Genomic DNA, 15,953 nt, shown 5'->3' on the forward strand with positions numbered 1-15,953 from the left:
TGTCGCCGCAGGCCTCAGGATCCCGGGTACGAGGCAACGGCGGTCACCAGACATTCGAACACATCTGTTCCGTTCTGCCGGCCCGTGACCCGGACGGACTCGGTCGTACCGTCGGCCGAACGTCCCTGGGACGAGGCCTCGATCAGGCAGGGTGCGTCCAGTTCGACGTACCGCTTGAAGGTGCTGCTCATGCGGAGAGGGGACAGGGAGGTACGGGCCAGCACCTCGGCGGTCGCCTGCCGTGCCGCCTCGAGCAGGACCATGCCCGGCACATGGTCGACCGGGTGGTCGAACAGGACCGGATGGCGGGTGTCCACCCTCAGCTGCCAGCGGTGCGGCCCGTCGACAGGTGACAGCACGACATCGACCGGCGAGGTGCGTCCGACGCTCTGCGGCGAGGCGGGCGCGGTGAGCGGCAGAGCGCGGACGCGGCTCAGGTCCTGGCGGCCCCGCAGCCGGCGGTACACCGCCGGGGTCGCGGTGCTGAACGAGGCGGCTCCCTGCGCGACGGGGGTCCCGTCCCGCATGATCGTCGCCTCGTAAGCGAGCTGGGCAAGGCTGCCGCCGCGATGTTTGACCTCGGTGGCGGCGACGGCGAGTTCCAGGGAGGCCGGCGCGGTCCCGACCAGGAGCCCCGCGGGCTCCACGGTGATGTCGAGTCCCCACATGAGGAATTGGTGCCCAAGGGGGACCCCGTACTCGGCATGAGCCAGAAGCGAACCGACCTGCCGGACCGTTTCAGCAGCAATGAGCGGGTCGTGCAGCCCGTTCTCGGACGGAGTGAAGAAGCTGTGGGCGCGCGGCCATTGGGCGGTGACGGCGAAGCGGGTGTCGTCCTGGCGCTTCCAGCCCGTCAGCATGACCTCGGCGACTGCCGCGCGGTGGACGAACTCTTTGGGAACGGTCGTGGTCAGCGAGGGATAGGCGAAGGCCTCGCGGAGTGGTGTTCGTTCGACCTGGAACGTGATCACAGACATGGCTTCCCCCTGATGCCGTGGCAATGGATGGTCTGGTACGGGTGGTCTGGCTCCAGACCAAAGAAGATACATACCAACCGGTTTCGTTTCCAGCGGTAGCGGGGACTCCGGATGGCTAAGATGCGGAAGCGATCCATCCGTTCAGCTGTTCACCGGTGTTCTTCTGCGTATTTCCGGGAAGAGCGGGTCGTCGGCGAGGCCGCGCTCAAGTCATCCCAAAGCGCTTTTCGAGTGCCGGTCGGACGGTGGCCGAAAGTCGATGGATGATGGTGCGAAGCGGTTGGTAATCACCAGCTCACGCCGCGTGCTTGGATCGAGGGGGAGGGGGGCGGAAGTGTGATGCGGGAGGAGTCGCCCTCGGCGCACCGTTGGGGCGCTCAGGGCCGGCGCGGGAATCGACACCAGGCCGGTGTTCCGGAAGCGCTCTGGGTGTCGCGACTAGGCCCTCCCCCCACTACAAACCGTCCTTGCGGTTTGTTAATGTGGACCGCGACGAGGTGCTGATCGACTCCTGGGCGCGCCTGTGCGACGAGCGCACCGACTTGCTGGCCAGGAAGCACGGAAATCCCCTCAGTGACGGAGTGCGTGATGGTCAAGCAGGAACGGGCGGCCCGGACGAGGGAGAAGCTGATCATGTCCGCTGCCGAGGTCTTCGAACGCGAGGGCTTCGCCGTGGCCTCGCTCACCGCAATCAGCTCGCAGGCCAGGGTGAGCAACGGTGCGCTGCACTTCCACTTCTCCAGCAAGGAGGAGCTGGCACGAGAGGTCGAGGGGGCCGCAGCCGACGCCGTCGAGAAGGTGGCGGAGGGGTGCCGCGGCTCCGCCGACACTTTGCTGCAGTCGCTGGCGATCGCCACCTCCCGGTTGCTCGCCGCTGTCACCGGCGACCCGTTGATCAGGGCCGGCTTGAGGCTGAGCCGCGACCCCTCGCGCAAGAGCGGGGAAGGGGGCGTGTGGCGAGGGTGGTTTGCGTGGGTGCAGGAAGTGGTCGCCCAGGCCCAGGAGGAAGGGGAGCTGGCGCAAGGGGTTTCTCGCGAGGACGCCGCCGCGGCCGTCGTCGCCGCGACGATCGGCTTCGAAGTGCTGGGCACCTGGAACACGGACTGGCTGTCGTGCGAGCGGATGACCCGCTACTGGAGTCTCCTGCTCCCGCAGTTGGCCGCCTCACCCCACCGGTTCCCCCTCGACCGTGACAGTCCGGCAGGGTCGGGCGACGCGGGGTCGACCACCGGCTGAGCGGACGCAGGCCGGACGGACTGTCCCGGCAATGTCCCGGTCACGAGGCCGCGGCAACTGGTGGCGTATCAACATACCGCTCATGCTGTTTTCTGCCGCGAAGTTCCAGCCGTGGCGCGGTGGGCTGTCACCGTGTCACCTTGTGCCCTTTCCAGCACGAATCGAGCTTCCCTCAGGCCCGGCCGTGCAGCGTTGATCAGACCTGGAGGAGGGGATCGGGCATGTCGTCGCAGCGAGTGCACTCCGCCCAGCACACCGTTCCGGTCGCGGCCCCCGTCGGTGTCGTCTACGGACTGCTCGCCGACGCCCCTCGCTGGCCGGTCCTGTTGCCCCGCTACGTCCACGTCGAACGCATCGACTTCGACGCCACCGAAGAGGAGCTGCGGCTGTGGGACCTGCGGTACGGCCGTGTGCGTTCCTGCCTCACCCACCGGGTGCTGCGGGCTCGCGAGTGCCGCATCGACTTCGAGCAGCGGGACGCCATGCTGTCTGAGGGGCCGACCTTCGGCAGCTGGAAGGTGGAACCCGACGGCGACGACCGGTCCCTGCTGACGCTGCGCCAGCAGCGCCCGGCCGAGCCCGGGGAAACGCTCGGGGCCCTGGAGACGGACGTGCGGGCCGAGTCGGAGGAGCTGCGCGAGGCGGCCGAGCGCTGGGACCGGCTGGACGAGTTGATGCTGTCGTTCGAGGAGAGCGTCTATGTCTCCGGCTCCCCGGAGCTCGTCTACGACTTTCTCTACGGCATCGAGGACTGGGACGAACTGGTCCCGCACGTCGAGCGGGTCGAGGTCATCGAGGACCAGCCGGGAGTGCAGCAGACGGTCCTGCACCCTCGTGCCCCGCAGACGGGGCAGACACAGGTGTCCGAGGCCGTACGGCTGTGCTTCCCGGCCGCAGGTCGGATCGTCCACAAGGAGACCATGACGCCCGATCCGGTCGCCGCGCACTACGGGGAGCGGTATGTGGAGCCCGACGAGACCGGAAAGCGGGTCGTCTCCGCCCACCAGGTGATGCTCCGGCCGAGCGCGGTGGAGGCCGTCCTGGGCGAGGGTGCACTGCTCGTCGACGCCCACCGGTACGTGCGCGAGTGGCTGGGCCGGTCGAGCACGCAGGCCCTTGACCTCGCACGGTGGCACGCCGAGAGCGCCGTACGCAGACTGCGATGAGCGCACCGGAAAGAGACTGCGCGGCGACCGGTACGGCGGCGAGGAGATCGGCGCCGGCCCCGACCCGGCCGGTCCCGTGTGCCGGCCGGCCGCCGACGGCCTGGGCCACTCCTGGCCCCGCAGATGAACCGGACGGCGCGGCGCAGCAGGCGGCGCGCCGCGAAGCCCTGCTCGGCGACCCCCGGGGACGAACGGTTCCGGGGGCACGGTTGTCGGCGGTCGGTTTCCGGTGGGACGCCAGGGGCACGGCCCGGCTCACCGTGGACACAGCGGGGAAGTGGGCCCTTGCCGCCCATCTCGTCGAGGGGCGCTTCCCGGTGAGCGAGGGGCACCGGCAGGACGCTGTGCCGGCGGTGCCGGCTGCGAGGCGGGCCCCGTCGCTCGCGGACGAACCGCGGCGGCCCTTGGCGGAGCCGGTGCGGGGAACGCGGGTCATCGGTTTTCCAGTGCGGCGGGGTCCCCGGGCAGGGGTGGGCGGACGCGTCGGCAGGGGCAGCCGGGTCATGGCCGGACGTGCTGTGCAGGAACGATTCGAAAAGGAGGTGGGGATCTCGGACACGGCTGTTGCGGCAGGGGTGTCCGGTATCCCGGGGAGCGGATGAGAAGTCGTCACTCGCACGCGGGGACCGTCATCACCGTGGTGCATGAACCGCTCGGCACCCAGTCCTGGTCATCGCTCGTCTTCGAGCTGTGCGGACTCGCCCGCACGGATGCCGAGGGAGTCGCCGCCCGCGTCGCCGAGCGCCACAGGGCGTACGACGTCGAACTGGACGACGTCGAGCCGGATGGTGTCGTGCCGGGCGGCGTGCCGGACGCCGGGCGCCTCGGACGGTTTCTCCTGCGGCTCACCCCTCACGGCCCGGCCGAACCCGGCGAGTCGCTCACCGACGACCTGCTGGCGGACCTGCTGGCGCCGCTCGCGGCGGGCACGATCGCCGTGACCGGGCATCAGCGGGCGCTGCTCGCGGCAGCGGTGGACGACCGGGGCGGCCCCGGCCGGTACGTGGAGCAGCTCTTCTGGGACTGGTCAGGGCCGTTGGACCTCAGCCGGTTCGTCAGCGCCTGGCAGTCCGTCGCCGAGAGGGAGGCGGTGCTGCGCGCCTCCTTCGACTGGGCCGGCGCGGCCCGTCTGGTGCTCCACGACCGCACCGTCGTGGAGGTCGTACGCCATGTGCACGCCAACATCGGATGGAACGAACTCCTCCGGCAGGACCGGGCCCGCGGCTTCGAGCTGTACCGGCCGGGTCTGCTGCGCGTCTCCCTGCTCGACGGGCAGCCGGAGACGGCCGGCGCCGGGCGGGCGTCCACCCGCCTGCTGGTGTCCTATCACCGGGCTCTGCTCGACGAGCGTGGGGCACGTCTGCTGGTGCGGCAGTTCTACCGTTCCTACCTCGCCGGCGGCGTGCTGCCCGGCGGGGACCGGCGACCCGACATCCGGGATCACACGCAGTGGCTGACCCACCAGGACCCGGCCGGGGCCCGGGAGTTCTGGTCGTCGGCCGCCCCGCCCGCCGACGCCGCCGTCAGCCCGGGCCGCGTCGGCGGCCCACCGCAGGGCACTGAGGGGCCCGGCCGGATCCAGCGTCGGCTCGGGCCGGCCCAGACCTCCCGGCTGCGTGCCTGGGCCGCGGGCCGGGGCGCGGGGGAGAGCAACGCCCTGCATGTGGTGTGGGCCCTGCTGTTGTACCGGGCGGCCGCGGCGGACGGGCCGCTGCCGGTGGCCTTCGGCGTGCACCTGTCCGGGCGGGACATGTCGCTGCGGGCCGCTGCCGACGTCCCCGGACTGCTGGGGACCCCGCTGCCGATGACGGTCACCGTGGACCCCGCCGCGCCGCTCGTCGACCTGCTGCTGCAGGTGCGGGACGCCGCGCTCGACCTCCACCCCTACGCCTGGGTCTCCAGCGACCAGATCCGGGAGTGGAGCGGGCGCGCTCCGGGACCCGAGCTCACCGAGACCATCGTCCGCTTCGACACCCACCCCGAACTGCCGGACGACCTGCGGGACGAACTGGCCGCGGAGGGCGTCCGTGTGGGCGCGCCGCAGAGCGCCGGTGGTGACACGACACTGCCGATCACGCTCGTCGCGCACTACGACGCCGACGACGCCTTCGTGCTGACCGCCCTCTACGACCGGGCCAGGCTCACCGACACCGACGCCTCCGACACCCTCACGCAGTGCCTGCAACTGCTGCGCAGTCTGCCCGAGCATCCGGACCAGGGGTTCACCGTCGGGGACGCCCTGCGGTTGCTCGGGACCTCTAGGGTGCCCCGCATCACGCTGCCCGCTCCTGGGGGAAACCAGCTCGCGCTCGCGGTACTGCGGCCCGGGGAACCCGAGGCGGACGTCGTGTGCCTGGTCACCGTCCCCGGCGTCACGCCCGGCGTGTACGACACGCTCCTGCGCGGTCACGAGGGACCGGAACGGATCATGTCGCTCAGCGTGACGGACCGACGGGTGCCGCCCGGACCGCTCAGGGAACTCTTCGACGGCAAGGGGCGGTTGACCCTGTGCGGTGCCGGTCCGGCCGGCCGGGTCGCCCACGAGATCGCCCGCCGGACGGCGGAGCGGACGGGAGAGTCTCCGGCCGTGGTCATGACCGGGGTCGGCGGCGCCGCGGAGAGCGCGGAGGCGTTGTCCCGGGCCCTGCGGCTGGTGCGGGCGCGCAGCACCTGAGCGTGGCGCCGCAGCCCGTGCGTCCAGCGGGCAGCTCGTCCAGCGGGCGGACAACAGACAGGACTGTACGGTCGGTTTAATGCAGTCTTGACGAGAACGGCCGGTCACTTCCTGCGCCTGTGACGCCTCCCCTCGGGGGTCGCGTGCCGGTTCACGCTGGTGCGCGCGGTGCCCCGACGCTCCTATCAAATCGAGGAGTTCACAGGTGAACAGCTGTCTTCACGGTTTGCTGCACCACCACTGGAACGATCACAGAAACAGGGCGTACAGTCTCGTATTGACATACCGATCGCGCTGTTTTTAAATCGTGGAGTGCCGGCAGCGCACGCGGACTAGGGGGAGACGGCGTGGACATCGACGTACTGGGCGCACTGGTCGTGAGGGAGAACGGGGTGTCCATCGTCCCGACGGCGCCGAAGCCACGCCAGGTGCTGGCACTGCTCGGACTGCACGCGGACCGAGTGGTGACGGTCGACTCGCTCATCGAGGAACTGTGGTCGGGCCGGCCGCCGCGCAGTGCGCGCACCACTCTGCAGACCTATGTGCTGCAACTGCGCGAACTCATTGCGGCGGCGCTGGCCCGCGGCACCGGACAGCCCGGCGCGGAGCCGGAACGCCGTACCGCCAAGGACGTGCTGCTCACCCTGCCGGGCGGATACCTGCTCGCCTCCGGTGGCGGCACCAGTGACGTCCGGGAGTTCGAGCGATTGGCGGGCCTGGGCTACCGAGCCATGGACGCCGGTGACTTCGCGGGCGCCTCGCGCACCCTCGGCGCCGCCCTGGACCTGTGGTCGGGATCCGCCTTCGCGGACGTGCAGACCGGGACTCAGCTCGCCATGGAGGCCAAGCGCCTCGACGAAAGCCGGCTGTGCGCACTCGACCAGCGCATCGAGGCGGACCTGCGGCTCGGCCGGCACCGCGAAGTGCTCGCTGAGCTGACGGTGCTGACGAGCCGTTATCCCACCCATGAAAACCTGCACGCCCAGTTCATGATCGCCCTGCACCGGTCCGGGCGGCGCAGCGAGGCGCTCAACGCCTACCTGCAGCTGCGCACCACCCTCGGGCGCGAGCTGGGCCTGGAACCGTCACCGCGGCTGCGCCGGCTCCAGCAGTCGATCCTGATGGCAACGCCCGAGACCACCCTGGGCCCGGCGGCGCCGGCCCTAGCCGCCCGAGCCGCCCGAGCCGCGCACGTCGCGCCCGCCGGATCGCTGGCATCGACCCAGTGACCCAAGAGGTGCCGGTCCTTTTGGCTTGGTCCTTTTCACCGCTGCATGGCGCTGCCGCCTTTCGGACCGGGGTACCGGAAAAGGGCTGATGCGTCGCTGCATTGTCTGCCGCCCCGAAGCCCGGACCGGCATTCGCGGTTGATTTCCATTACTGGTGAAGGTGTTCTTCAGATCCGCACAGGCTTCACGCAACAAGCCGCTTGGAGCACTGCTAGAGGACAACTACAGGACATCGCTCGAGGGACACGGATACGGCTAGCGTGCTTAGTGGTGGATATTTCCGGCCACCAGAAGGAATCAGACAAGGAACTCGACGAAGTGGGGAGGACACCATGAAGATCAAGCTTCTGGGTCCGTTGAGTGCCGAGGTCAACGGGGGGTCAATCGTTCCGACGGCCAGCAAACCGCGGCAGATTCTGTCGCTGCTGGCGCTTTATCCGGGACGGGTCATCCCCGTTCAGACTCTCGTGGAGGAACTCTGGGGAACCGAGCCTCCAGCGAGCGTACTGACGACCCTCCAGACATACATACTTCAACTCCGCAGACGGCTCGGCACGGCCATGGGACCGGGCGCGCCGACCGGAGCCAAGGACATTCTTGCCACGCGGCACGGCGGATATCTGCTTCAGATCGACAAGAGCTGCGTCGACGTGAACCAGTACGAGGAACTGGTCCGTCAGGGCCAGGCCGCGTTCGAGGCGGGTGACGACGAGGTGTCCGCGGCGCGTTTCGGCGCGGCACTCGACCTGTGGACCGGCGTGCCGCTGGTCGACGTGAAACTCGGGCCGGTCCTGGAGATCGAGGTGATGCGGCTGCAGGAGAGCCGGCTGGTCACCGTGGAGCGGCGCATCGACGCCGACCTGAGGCTCGGCCGCCATGCGGAGCTGATCGCCGAGCTGACCGAGCTGACCGCTCGCCACCCGCACCATGAGGGGCTGCACTCCCAGGCCATGCTGGCGATGTACCGGTCGGGCCGGCAGGCCACCGCGCTGGAGGTCTACCGACGACTGCGCATGCGGCTCATCGACGACCTGGGCGTGGAACCCTCCCCGCAGCTGCAGCGCATGCACCAAGCCATGTTGGCCGTGGACCCGCAGCTGGACGTGCTGGCGGGGCCGCGCCACACCTCGACCTTCGCCTTGTTCGCGGCGTGATGGGCGGCACCGCCCGGCCCACGGCCGGCGGCCTGCCGTACCCTGCCCGCACACTTCGGTGCAACAACGGCTGTGCCGGTCCTCGACACACGGCGGACCAACCCCCGCACGGTTCCGCGGCGGGACCGGTCCGCCGGTCCGAGGGGCTGTCCTGGCATGTGGCTTCCATCCGCGGCGGGCATGCTTGAGGCGTAAGCGAAAGCCGCTCGAGCCGAGCCCCGGGGGGTGTCCATCCCGCGTCCGGATCACCGAGGCAGAAGTGGAGATCCCGACCGGCGAGCCGGTGGGAGCCGCCAAACGTACGTTCCACAGCCAACGGTTCGCCGCCCTGTACGCGGAGGCGCAACAGTTCTACGTGGAGCAGATGCGGATCCTGGACGCGCACGACACCGACCGCTGGGCGGGCACCTTCACCGAAAACGCCGTCATCGAACTGCCCTCCCTGCCCGGGCCGGTGCGTGCCCGCGCCGGGCTCGCCCGCTACGTACGGGCTGGCGCGGCACGGCAACGGCGGGCCGGCAGCCGCCTCACCCACTGGGTCGGCATGCTCGATGTACGGCCCCAGGACGACGGGTCACTGCACACCCGCTGCTCGGCCCTGGTGTACGCCACGCCGAGTGGAAGCACTTCCGAGGTGCTGTACGTGTGCGTCATGGAGGACACCCTGATCCGCGCCTGCGACAAGTGGCGCATCGCGCACCGCCGTGTGACCCGCGACGACCTGGCCTGAGTGACCGCGCGATCCGCGAGCGGCAGCTGCGGTGGAACTCCGCTGCAGCTGAACTCGAAGTTCCGTCCTGCGCAAAGGACTTGGAGCCGACCCTTGCCTAGAGTGAGCCGTGCGCATCCCCTCCCTGTCCGCGCCCGCCTGCGTCACCGACGAGGGCGGGCGCGTCGACGTCCGGGGGAGTCTCCCGTGCCGCACACCTTCCCGCGAGAGCCGGTGAGCTGCTTGGAGGAACGCTCGAACGCGGATGGGGGGCCGGGATGCGGCAGGTGGGCCGGACTACTGTGTCGGACGTCCGCCCACGACCCGGATGCCGCGCCCGGCCGACGTGCAGCCACCGCTGCCCGGCACCCCTCCGACCACGGGTGACCGGCCTGACCGGGGTCTGACGACGGCCCGTTCGCGGGTCCGAGCGGCCGGCGCCCCACACCTCGCTGCGCCGAGCCCGCATCCCTCTCTCACGAAGAACCCAAGGAGGAACCCACCATGGCTTTGAACGGCGCCGCAGCCGACGAACGGGCACCCCGCGCGGCACGGAAGGTGGTTCCGCACCGCCTGCTGATGTGCCGCCCGCAGTACTTCGACGTGACCTACAGCATCAACCCGTGGATGAACCCGGAGAAGCCGACGGACACCGAGACGGCCCTGCTCCAGTGGGAACAGCTTCGGGATCTGTACCTGTCTCTCGGGCACACGGTCGAGGTGGTCGAGCCGATCGAGGGCCTCCCGGACATGGTGTTCGCCGCCAACGGCGCGACCGTGGTGGACGGCAAGGTCCTCGGCGCCCGGTTCCGGCACCAGGAGCGGACCGCGGAGGGGCCGGCCTACCTCGACTGGTTCGCCCAGAACGGCTTCCGCGAGCTGCTGTGGCCGGAGCACATTAACGAGGGCGAGGGCGACTACTTGCGCGTGGGACGCCGGATGCTGGCCGGTACCGGCTTTCGGACCGACCCCCGCTCGCATGCCGAGGCCCAGGAGTTCTTCGGCATCCCCGTGACGGGGCTGACCCTGGTCAATCCGGACTTCTACCACCTGGACACCGCGCTGTCGGTGCTCTCGCCGGAGGAGATCATGTACTACCCGGCGGCCTTCACCCCGGGCAGCCAGGCGGTGCTGCGGGAGATGTTCCCGGACGCGATCCTCGCCTCGGACCAGGACGCCGCGGTGTTCGGCCTCAACGCCTTCTCTGACGGGCTCAACGTGCTGTTGCCCCAGGCGGCCACCGGCCTCGCCGACCAGCTGAAGGAGCGGGGCTTCAACCCGATCGGAGTGAGCCTGGGGGAGCTACTCAAGGCGGGCGGCAGCGTCAAGTGCTGCACGCTGGTGCTGTCCTGACCCAGCGCTGAGTGGCCGTCGTCGGCCGGTGCTCCGGAGCACCGGCCGACGACGGCCCGGCCCGATGCTCAGTGCAGGCCGGTGAGCGCGGCGACGACGTCGTCGAGTTCGTGGGTGTGCACGGTGAGCGACTCGGCCGTGATCGCCGCTGCGTCGAGGACCGCGATCACGGCCCGCAGGGTCGTGATGCTGGCGTCGCCCGGGATTCGGAGGGTGAGTGTCGCCGAGTCGCTCCACGCGTCGCCGAAACCGTGGCGCGATCCCGCACCGAAGGCCGCGCCGGCGCGTTCGAGCGTGCTCGCATCGGCGAACCGCAGGCGGATCAGACCGTCGGGCGGACCGCCGCCGGGCGTGGGCCAGGGCTCGGGATTCCCGTACTCGGAACGGCCCGCCGGCCGGCCCGGGCCGGGCTCCTGCAGCGTCGGCAGGAGGGTCGGGCCGGAGGGAGGCGGGGCGGCCACCGTGAGACCACCGGAACCGTACCCCCCGGCATGGCCGGTCTCGTGCGACACGCCGGCTTCGGCCAGGGCGCTCAGCAAGACGAGCCGGGCCTCGGGCGAGAGAGACACAGCGAGTTCGCGCGCGAGTCCGCGGGCCTCCTCCGGATCCCTTGCGGCTGCGACGGTCAGTTCATGGCAGCGGAATGGCGGCTGCGGTGTCGCGTCCACCGCACGCGTCGGGCGGCCGGACACCGGCAGTCGCCGGACGACGTCCGCCGGTCCCCGGGCATGGTGATCCGCCGCCTCGGATGCCGGCAGGGCGTGGACACGGCCGTCGGGAGAGGGAGGAGACAGGGTCAGGTGCGTCACGGGTACTGCCCTCGCCTTCGCTCGAGTGCTGCTGTTGGGGTGCCGGTGAGCCGGCATCGGCCGTTACGCGGCCATGCCGAGCAGACGCGGCGCCATTGCCACCGCTCGTTCACGCACCGACCTCCGCCTCGTCCGGGTCCGGCACGATCACCGTGCCGACCTCGTCGTCGGTGAACATTTCGAGGAGGACCGAGTGCGGGATCCGTCCGTCTATCACCCGGGCCGCACCCACGCCGCCCTGGACGGCGCGCAGGCAAGCGGTCATCTTGGGCACCATGCCGTCGCTCAGTTCCGGAAGAAGCTTCTCCAGCTCGCCGGCCGTGAGCCGCGGGATGACCTCGTCACTCTGCGGCCAGCCTGCGTACAGACCGGGCACGTTCGTCAGCATGACGAGCGCCTCGGCGCGCAGCGCGGTCGCGAGCGCTGCCGCCACGGTGTCCGCGTTGACGTTGTAGACCAGGCCGTCCTCGGCGCTACGGGCGAGCGGCGAAACCACCGGGATCCTGCCGTCCGCGAGCAGGCTGTCCAGGGCACCGGTGTGCACGCCGGTGAGGTCACCGACCCTGCCGAGGTCCACCGGCTCCCCGTCGATCCACGGTACGTGCCGCACTGCGGTGAGGGTGTTCGCGTCCTCGCCGGTCAGGCCGACGGCGAGCGGGCCGAAGCGGTTGATCAGTCCGACCAGTTCGCGCTGCACCTGGCCGGCAAGAACCATCCGTACCACGTCCATGGCGGGCGGCGAGGTGACGCGGAGCCCGGCTTTGAACTCGCGCTCCAGTCCGCGCCGCGCCAGCTCGGCATCGATCTGGGGGCCTCCTCCGTGCACCACCACGGGCCGCAGCCCGGCGTAGCGCAGGAAGACGAGGTCGCGGGCGAAGGCCGCCGTGAGGTCGTTGTCGACCATGGCGTGTCCACCCAGCTTGATGACGACCGTCCGGCCCTGGTGGCGAGCCAGCCAGGGCAGGGCGTCGCCGAGGGACTCGGCCTTGACCTGGGCCGGGTGCACGCTGACGGTCATGAGAGCCTCGCACGCCGGGGGACGAGGCCGCCGACCGGGCAGTTGGTGCTCATGGGCACGACTCCTTCTGTGGCGATCCCCGGCACTCGGGGTCGGCCCCGACGACTGGTGGACATGCCCTTGAGATCGGCATGAAAACACTTGGCTGTGCTGCGGATGCTTGGAACAGTGATACCTGTCGGCCCGGGCTCGATCGCGGCGCAATCACCCACGCCGGCCGCAGGCCGACGGAAGTGGATTCCCGTCAAACTGCAGGAAATGGCCGACTGTTTCTCTCGCTTGAGATGATGATTCACGCTCTGCTCGAATGCGGATCGTGGACGGCTCGAACGGGGGAGGCGGTGGACGCCGGCACGCGCGCCGCCGACGCCGCGTGAGTGACCGAGGGACACCCCGCGAGCGTCGTGGTGTGGGCCCCGGTGCCGCTGCCACGGCACCGGGGTTCGTCCCTCGGGGCGTAACCGCCTCAGGCGGTCGAGGGCGCGAACCCCACGGGGCGGGTACGGTCCAGTTCGCGCTCGGCGCGCCGCAGCACGATCGAGTCGGCGATCTCGCCGCTGCGGACCGCGATGTTCGACAGCAGGGACGACGACAGGCCGTGGCTGTGCTCGGTGCCGCCCTGGAGATAGACGCCGCAGGTCAGTCCGGATGCGGAGACGAGACGGTAGTCGCGTTCCATCCGGTGCTTGCCCGCCGCGTCGCGCTGGAAGTGCCGGTCGAAGTCGCCGAGCAGGTGGGCCGGGTCCATGCCGTCGTAGCCGGTGGCGAACACCAGCGCGTCGACGGCCAGTTCCTCCGTCCGGTCATCGAGCAGCGAGCGGAGGACCACTCGCGTCGCGCTCCCGAGTTCTCCGACCTCCTCGACCCGGGTGAGGTTGCGGAAGTGCAGCCGGTGGCTGCCGCGCACCTGCTCGTCGTACGAACGCTGGTACAGCGCCCGGATGACGTCGGCGTCGACCACCGAGTAGTTGGTGTTGCGGTGGTAGCGCCAGAACGCCTCCTGCGCCCGCTCGGTGCCGAAGTAGTACTCGTCCACCGCGCCGGGGTCGAACACCTGGTTGGCGAAGGGGGTGTCGTCGGCGACGGAGTAGCCGTAGGACGGGATGACCGCGGAGACCTGGGCGTGCGGCAGTGAGTCGAAGAGGAATCGAGTGATCTCGGCGGCGCTCTGGCCGGCGCCGACCACGACCACATGCTTGAGGTCGTCCGGGTTCTGTGCGTTGAACCTGCTCAGGAATTCCGAGCTGTGCCACACCCGTTCGCCGGACGTGACGCCCTCCGGCAGGCGCGGCACCAGGCCCGTCGAAATGGCCACGTTGCGTGCGGTGACCACGTCGGTCGAGCCGTCACTGCCGCGCACCTCGATCTCGAGGAGGTCGAGCGTCCCGTCCCCGGCCTCGGCCAGGGGCCGGATCGAGGTGACCTCGGCGCCGTAGGTGACCTGGTCGCCGAGGCCGGCGGCCGCCCACTCCAAGTACTGGTGGAATTCCTGCCGGGTCGGGAAGAAGTCCTGGTTGTTCACGAACTGCACCAGCCGGTTCGAGGCGTGCAGATACGAGACGAAGCTGAACCGGGACATCGGATTCCTGAAGGTCGCCAGGTCCTTGAGAAATGAGATCTGCATGGTCGTTGACGGCAGCAGCATGTTCCGGTGCCAGCCGAACGAGGGCTGCCGCTCGAAGAAATGTGACCTGACCTGATGCTGCGGAGCGGTCGCCCCGTGCTCCTCCAAGGCGATCGCCAGCGACAGGTTGGACGGGCCGAACCCGATGCCTACCAGGTCGTAGATCTCTTGGTTGCGCCTGCCCGTTATACCCATAGAAACTTCTCCCGCTTTGCGTCTGGAAAACTAGGCCAGTGGCCCGAGAGACCGTTCTGCAGTGTGCTCCGGAGAGTGTCTGGAAGGCAACTCGAAGGCACCATGAGGTCCTTTTGAAGGCCGCTATAGAGGTGCTTGGCTCCAAAAGCTTTGTCCTGCTGACGGGACGGCTATATGGTCGGCGCGGATTCTCAGAATCCCCGCATGGCACGGCTGGCTGCGTATATGCCTCACGTGGGGCGATCACTCATGACCTGAGCCACAGCCATGCCTTGAGCCACTTTCCGAAAGGGTGAATCCGGATGTTTGTGCCCAGCTTCTACCGCGAACCGGAGAGTTCATGGATGGTGAACATGATCCGTGATAATCCGCTGGCGCTCGCAGTGGCAAACGGCAGCCCGGAGGGCGGTCCGTTCGCCACGCATCTGCCGGTCATCTTCGACCCCGAGACATTCGGCGACTGGTCCGGCGAGCTGCCGGGGGCCACGCTGCTCGGGCACATGAACCGGGCCAATCCGCACTGGGCGGCACTGGAGACGGGCAGCGTCCTGCTGCTGACGTTCACCGGTCCGCATTCCTATGTGTCGCCCACGGTGTACGAGAAGACCCCGGCCGCGCCGACGTGGAACTTCACCGCGGTGCATGTCCGGGGCGTGGTCGAGAAGATCGACTCGATCGAGGAGACGCTGGGCGTGGTGCAGTCCACCGTGCGCGCCTACGAGGGGGCCTTCGGCAACGGCTGGGACATGACCGAGTCGCTCGACTATTTCCGCAAGATCGTGCCCGCCGTAGGGGCCTTCCGGTTCTCGGTGACCGGGGCCGAGGGCATGTTCAAGCTCAGCCAGGAGCAACCGGGCGAGGTGCGCGACCGGGTACAGGAGTCGTTCGGGCAGAGCGCGTGCACGCACAAGCGAGAGATCGCCGGGCTGATGGGCCGGCTGCCGTGACGTGCCGGAGGCCTCGGCGTCGGGGGACTCGGACGGCGGGAACTCGCATACCGGGGACTCGGGCGCCGGGGCTCAGGCGCCGATGGCCACCGGCGGGACCTGCTCGGCGATGCTGCCGGGCCGTGCGTTCTCCTCGGTGACGCCCGCGCCCGACTCGGCCAGGCCCTTGATGCCCTTGAGCCCGGAGATCTCCGTTTGCTCCCCCGGCCCGCCGAGGTCCTCCAGGGCGTTCGCGGCCGCGCTGTCCAGCGTGGTCATCACCCACTGCTCGAAGTCGACACCCAACTGCTCCGCGGCCTTGTGCCACCACTGAAGACGGCTGCCTGGAACCTCCAGGCGGCGGCTCGGCTCGGTGGGAGTGCGTCGCTGCTGCTCGTCCTGGCGCGCGGCGCGGAGCGCGCTGCGCAGCTGCTTGGTGGTCCACTGCCGCTGCTCGGCGCGGTCGAGCCAGAAGTCCTGTTCCTCGACCGGCATGGAAGCCAGCTCGGCGTGGTGCTGGAAGCTCAGGGCGGGCCGGCGCCGAGTGAGGTCGAAGCGTCGTGAGACCCACGCGTAGTTGCGCAGGGTCTGGTACGACAGGCCGACGGCGCGTATCCCGCGCTGGTACCGGTCGGTGTAGTGGTCCTTGCCGTAGACAAGCCAGTCGCCCAGCCACCAGGAGGACGAGTCGAGGACGCCGGCGAGCTGACGCCCGGACCGCTCCCACTCCTCGTAGGCCATCCCGGTCGGCATCTGCAGACCCACCTTGGTCGTCAGCACCTGGCCCCGGCCCGGCCCGGCCCCCGCGGTCTGCGACGGCCATGACGGGGGCTGCGGGAGGGTGGTTGTCGGACCGCTCTGCGGTCCCGGGGTTCGACCGGCC

The 15,953-nt window shown here is 69.8% G+C and carries 13 protein-coding genes; 8 read left to right on the plus strand and 5 right to left on the minus strand.

Features of this window, described 5'->3' with window-relative positions; translation table 11 throughout:
* Positions 1–14: 14 nt before the first annotated feature.
* Positions 15–977 (minus strand): ScbA/BarX family gamma-butyrolactone biosynthesis protein, encoded by a 963-nt coding sequence (locus ACZ4SF_RS31615; RefSeq protein ID WP_468391213.1) that lies wholly within the window; start codon positions 975–977, stop codon positions 15–17.
* Between the two features lie 588 nt (positions 978–1,565).
* Here ACZ4SF_RS31615 and ACZ4SF_RS31620 point away from each other — a divergent pair.
* From ACZ4SF_RS31620 to ddaH, 7 genes are all read left to right on the plus strand, one after another.
* Positions 1,566–2,213 (plus strand): ScbR family autoregulator-binding transcription factor, encoded by a 648-nt coding sequence (locus ACZ4SF_RS31620; RefSeq protein WP_468391216.1) that lies wholly within the window; start codon positions 1,566–1,568, stop codon positions 2,211–2,213.
* Between the two features lie 221 nt (positions 2,214–2,434).
* On the plus strand, positions 2,435–3,379 hold the full coding sequence (locus ACZ4SF_RS31625) for an SRPBCC family protein (protein ID WP_468391219.1): 945 nt from the start codon (positions 2,435–2,437) through the stop codon (positions 3,377–3,379).
* A 637-nt stretch (positions 3,380–4,016) separates the two neighbouring features.
* Positions 4,017–6,053, plus strand: coding sequence for a condensation domain-containing protein (locus ACZ4SF_RS31630; RefSeq protein WP_468391222.1), 2,037 nt, complete (start codon positions 4,017–4,019; stop codon positions 6,051–6,053).
* Between the two features lie 347 nt (positions 6,054–6,400).
* On the plus strand, positions 6,401–7,282 hold the full coding sequence (locus ACZ4SF_RS31635; RefSeq protein ID WP_468391225.1) for an AfsR/SARP family transcriptional regulator: 882 nt from the start codon (positions 6,401–6,403) through the stop codon (positions 7,280–7,282).
* 332 nt (positions 7,283–7,614) lie between these two features.
* Positions 7,615–8,436, plus strand: a complete 822-nt coding sequence (locus tag ACZ4SF_RS31640; protein ID WP_468391228.1) for an AfsR/SARP family transcriptional regulator — start codon at positions 7,615–7,617, stop codon at positions 8,434–8,436.
* A 259-nt stretch (positions 8,437–8,695) separates the two neighbouring features.
* Positions 8,696–9,166, plus strand: a complete 471-nt coding sequence (locus tag ACZ4SF_RS31645; protein WP_468391231.1) for a nuclear transport factor 2 family protein — start codon at positions 8,696–8,698, stop codon at positions 9,164–9,166.
* A gap of 483 nt (positions 9,167–9,649) precedes the next feature.
* Positions 9,650–10,498, plus strand: coding sequence for a dimethylargininase (gene ddaH, locus ACZ4SF_RS31650; RefSeq protein ID WP_468391234.1), 849 nt, complete (start codon positions 9,650–9,652; stop codon positions 10,496–10,498).
* A 68-nt stretch (positions 10,499–10,566) separates the two neighbouring features.
* Here ddaH and ACZ4SF_RS31655 read toward each other — a convergent pair whose 3' ends face one another.
* The 3 genes from ACZ4SF_RS31655 to ACZ4SF_RS31665 all read right to left on the minus strand — a co-directional run bounded on the left by ACZ4SF_RS31655 (position 10,567) and on the right by ACZ4SF_RS31665 (position 14,144).
* Positions 10,567–11,307, minus strand: a complete 741-nt coding sequence (locus ACZ4SF_RS31655; RefSeq protein ID WP_468391237.1) for a hypothetical protein — start codon at positions 11,305–11,307, stop codon at positions 10,567–10,569.
* Positions 11,308–11,416: 109 nt separating this feature from the next.
* The gene (gene argB, locus ACZ4SF_RS31660; protein WP_468391239.1) at positions 11,417–12,325 is read right to left on the minus strand and encodes an acetylglutamate kinase; all 909 of its coding nucleotides are present in this window, start codon (positions 12,323–12,325) and stop codon (positions 11,417–11,419) included.
* A gap of 466 nt (positions 12,326–12,791) precedes the next feature.
* Positions 12,792–14,144: a lysine N(6)-hydroxylase/L-ornithine N(5)-oxygenase family protein gene (locus ACZ4SF_RS31665; RefSeq protein ID WP_468391242.1), complete on the minus strand. Its 1,353-nt coding sequence runs from the start codon at positions 14,142–14,144 to the stop codon at positions 12,792–12,794.
* A gap of 302 nt (positions 14,145–14,446) precedes the next feature.
* Between ACZ4SF_RS31665 and ACZ4SF_RS31670 the strand changes: the two genes are divergently transcribed.
* The gene (locus ACZ4SF_RS31670; protein ID WP_468391245.1) at positions 14,447–15,091 is read left to right on the plus strand and encodes an FMN-binding negative transcriptional regulator; all 645 of its coding nucleotides are present in this window, start codon (positions 14,447–14,449) and stop codon (positions 15,089–15,091) included.
* 72 nt (positions 15,092–15,163) lie between these two features.
* On the opposite strand, the gene ACZ4SF_RS31675 is transcribed toward ACZ4SF_RS31670, so the two are convergent.
* Positions 15,164–15,850 carry an LmbU family transcriptional regulator gene (locus ACZ4SF_RS31675; protein WP_468391247.1) on the minus strand — a complete coding sequence of 229 codons (687 nt, stop codon included), beginning with the start codon at positions 15,848–15,850 and terminating at the stop codon, positions 15,164–15,166.
* Positions 15,851–15,953: the final 103 nt, after the last annotated feature.

It is taken from the genome of Streptomyces sp. NPDC027663 (assembly GCF_055566415.1).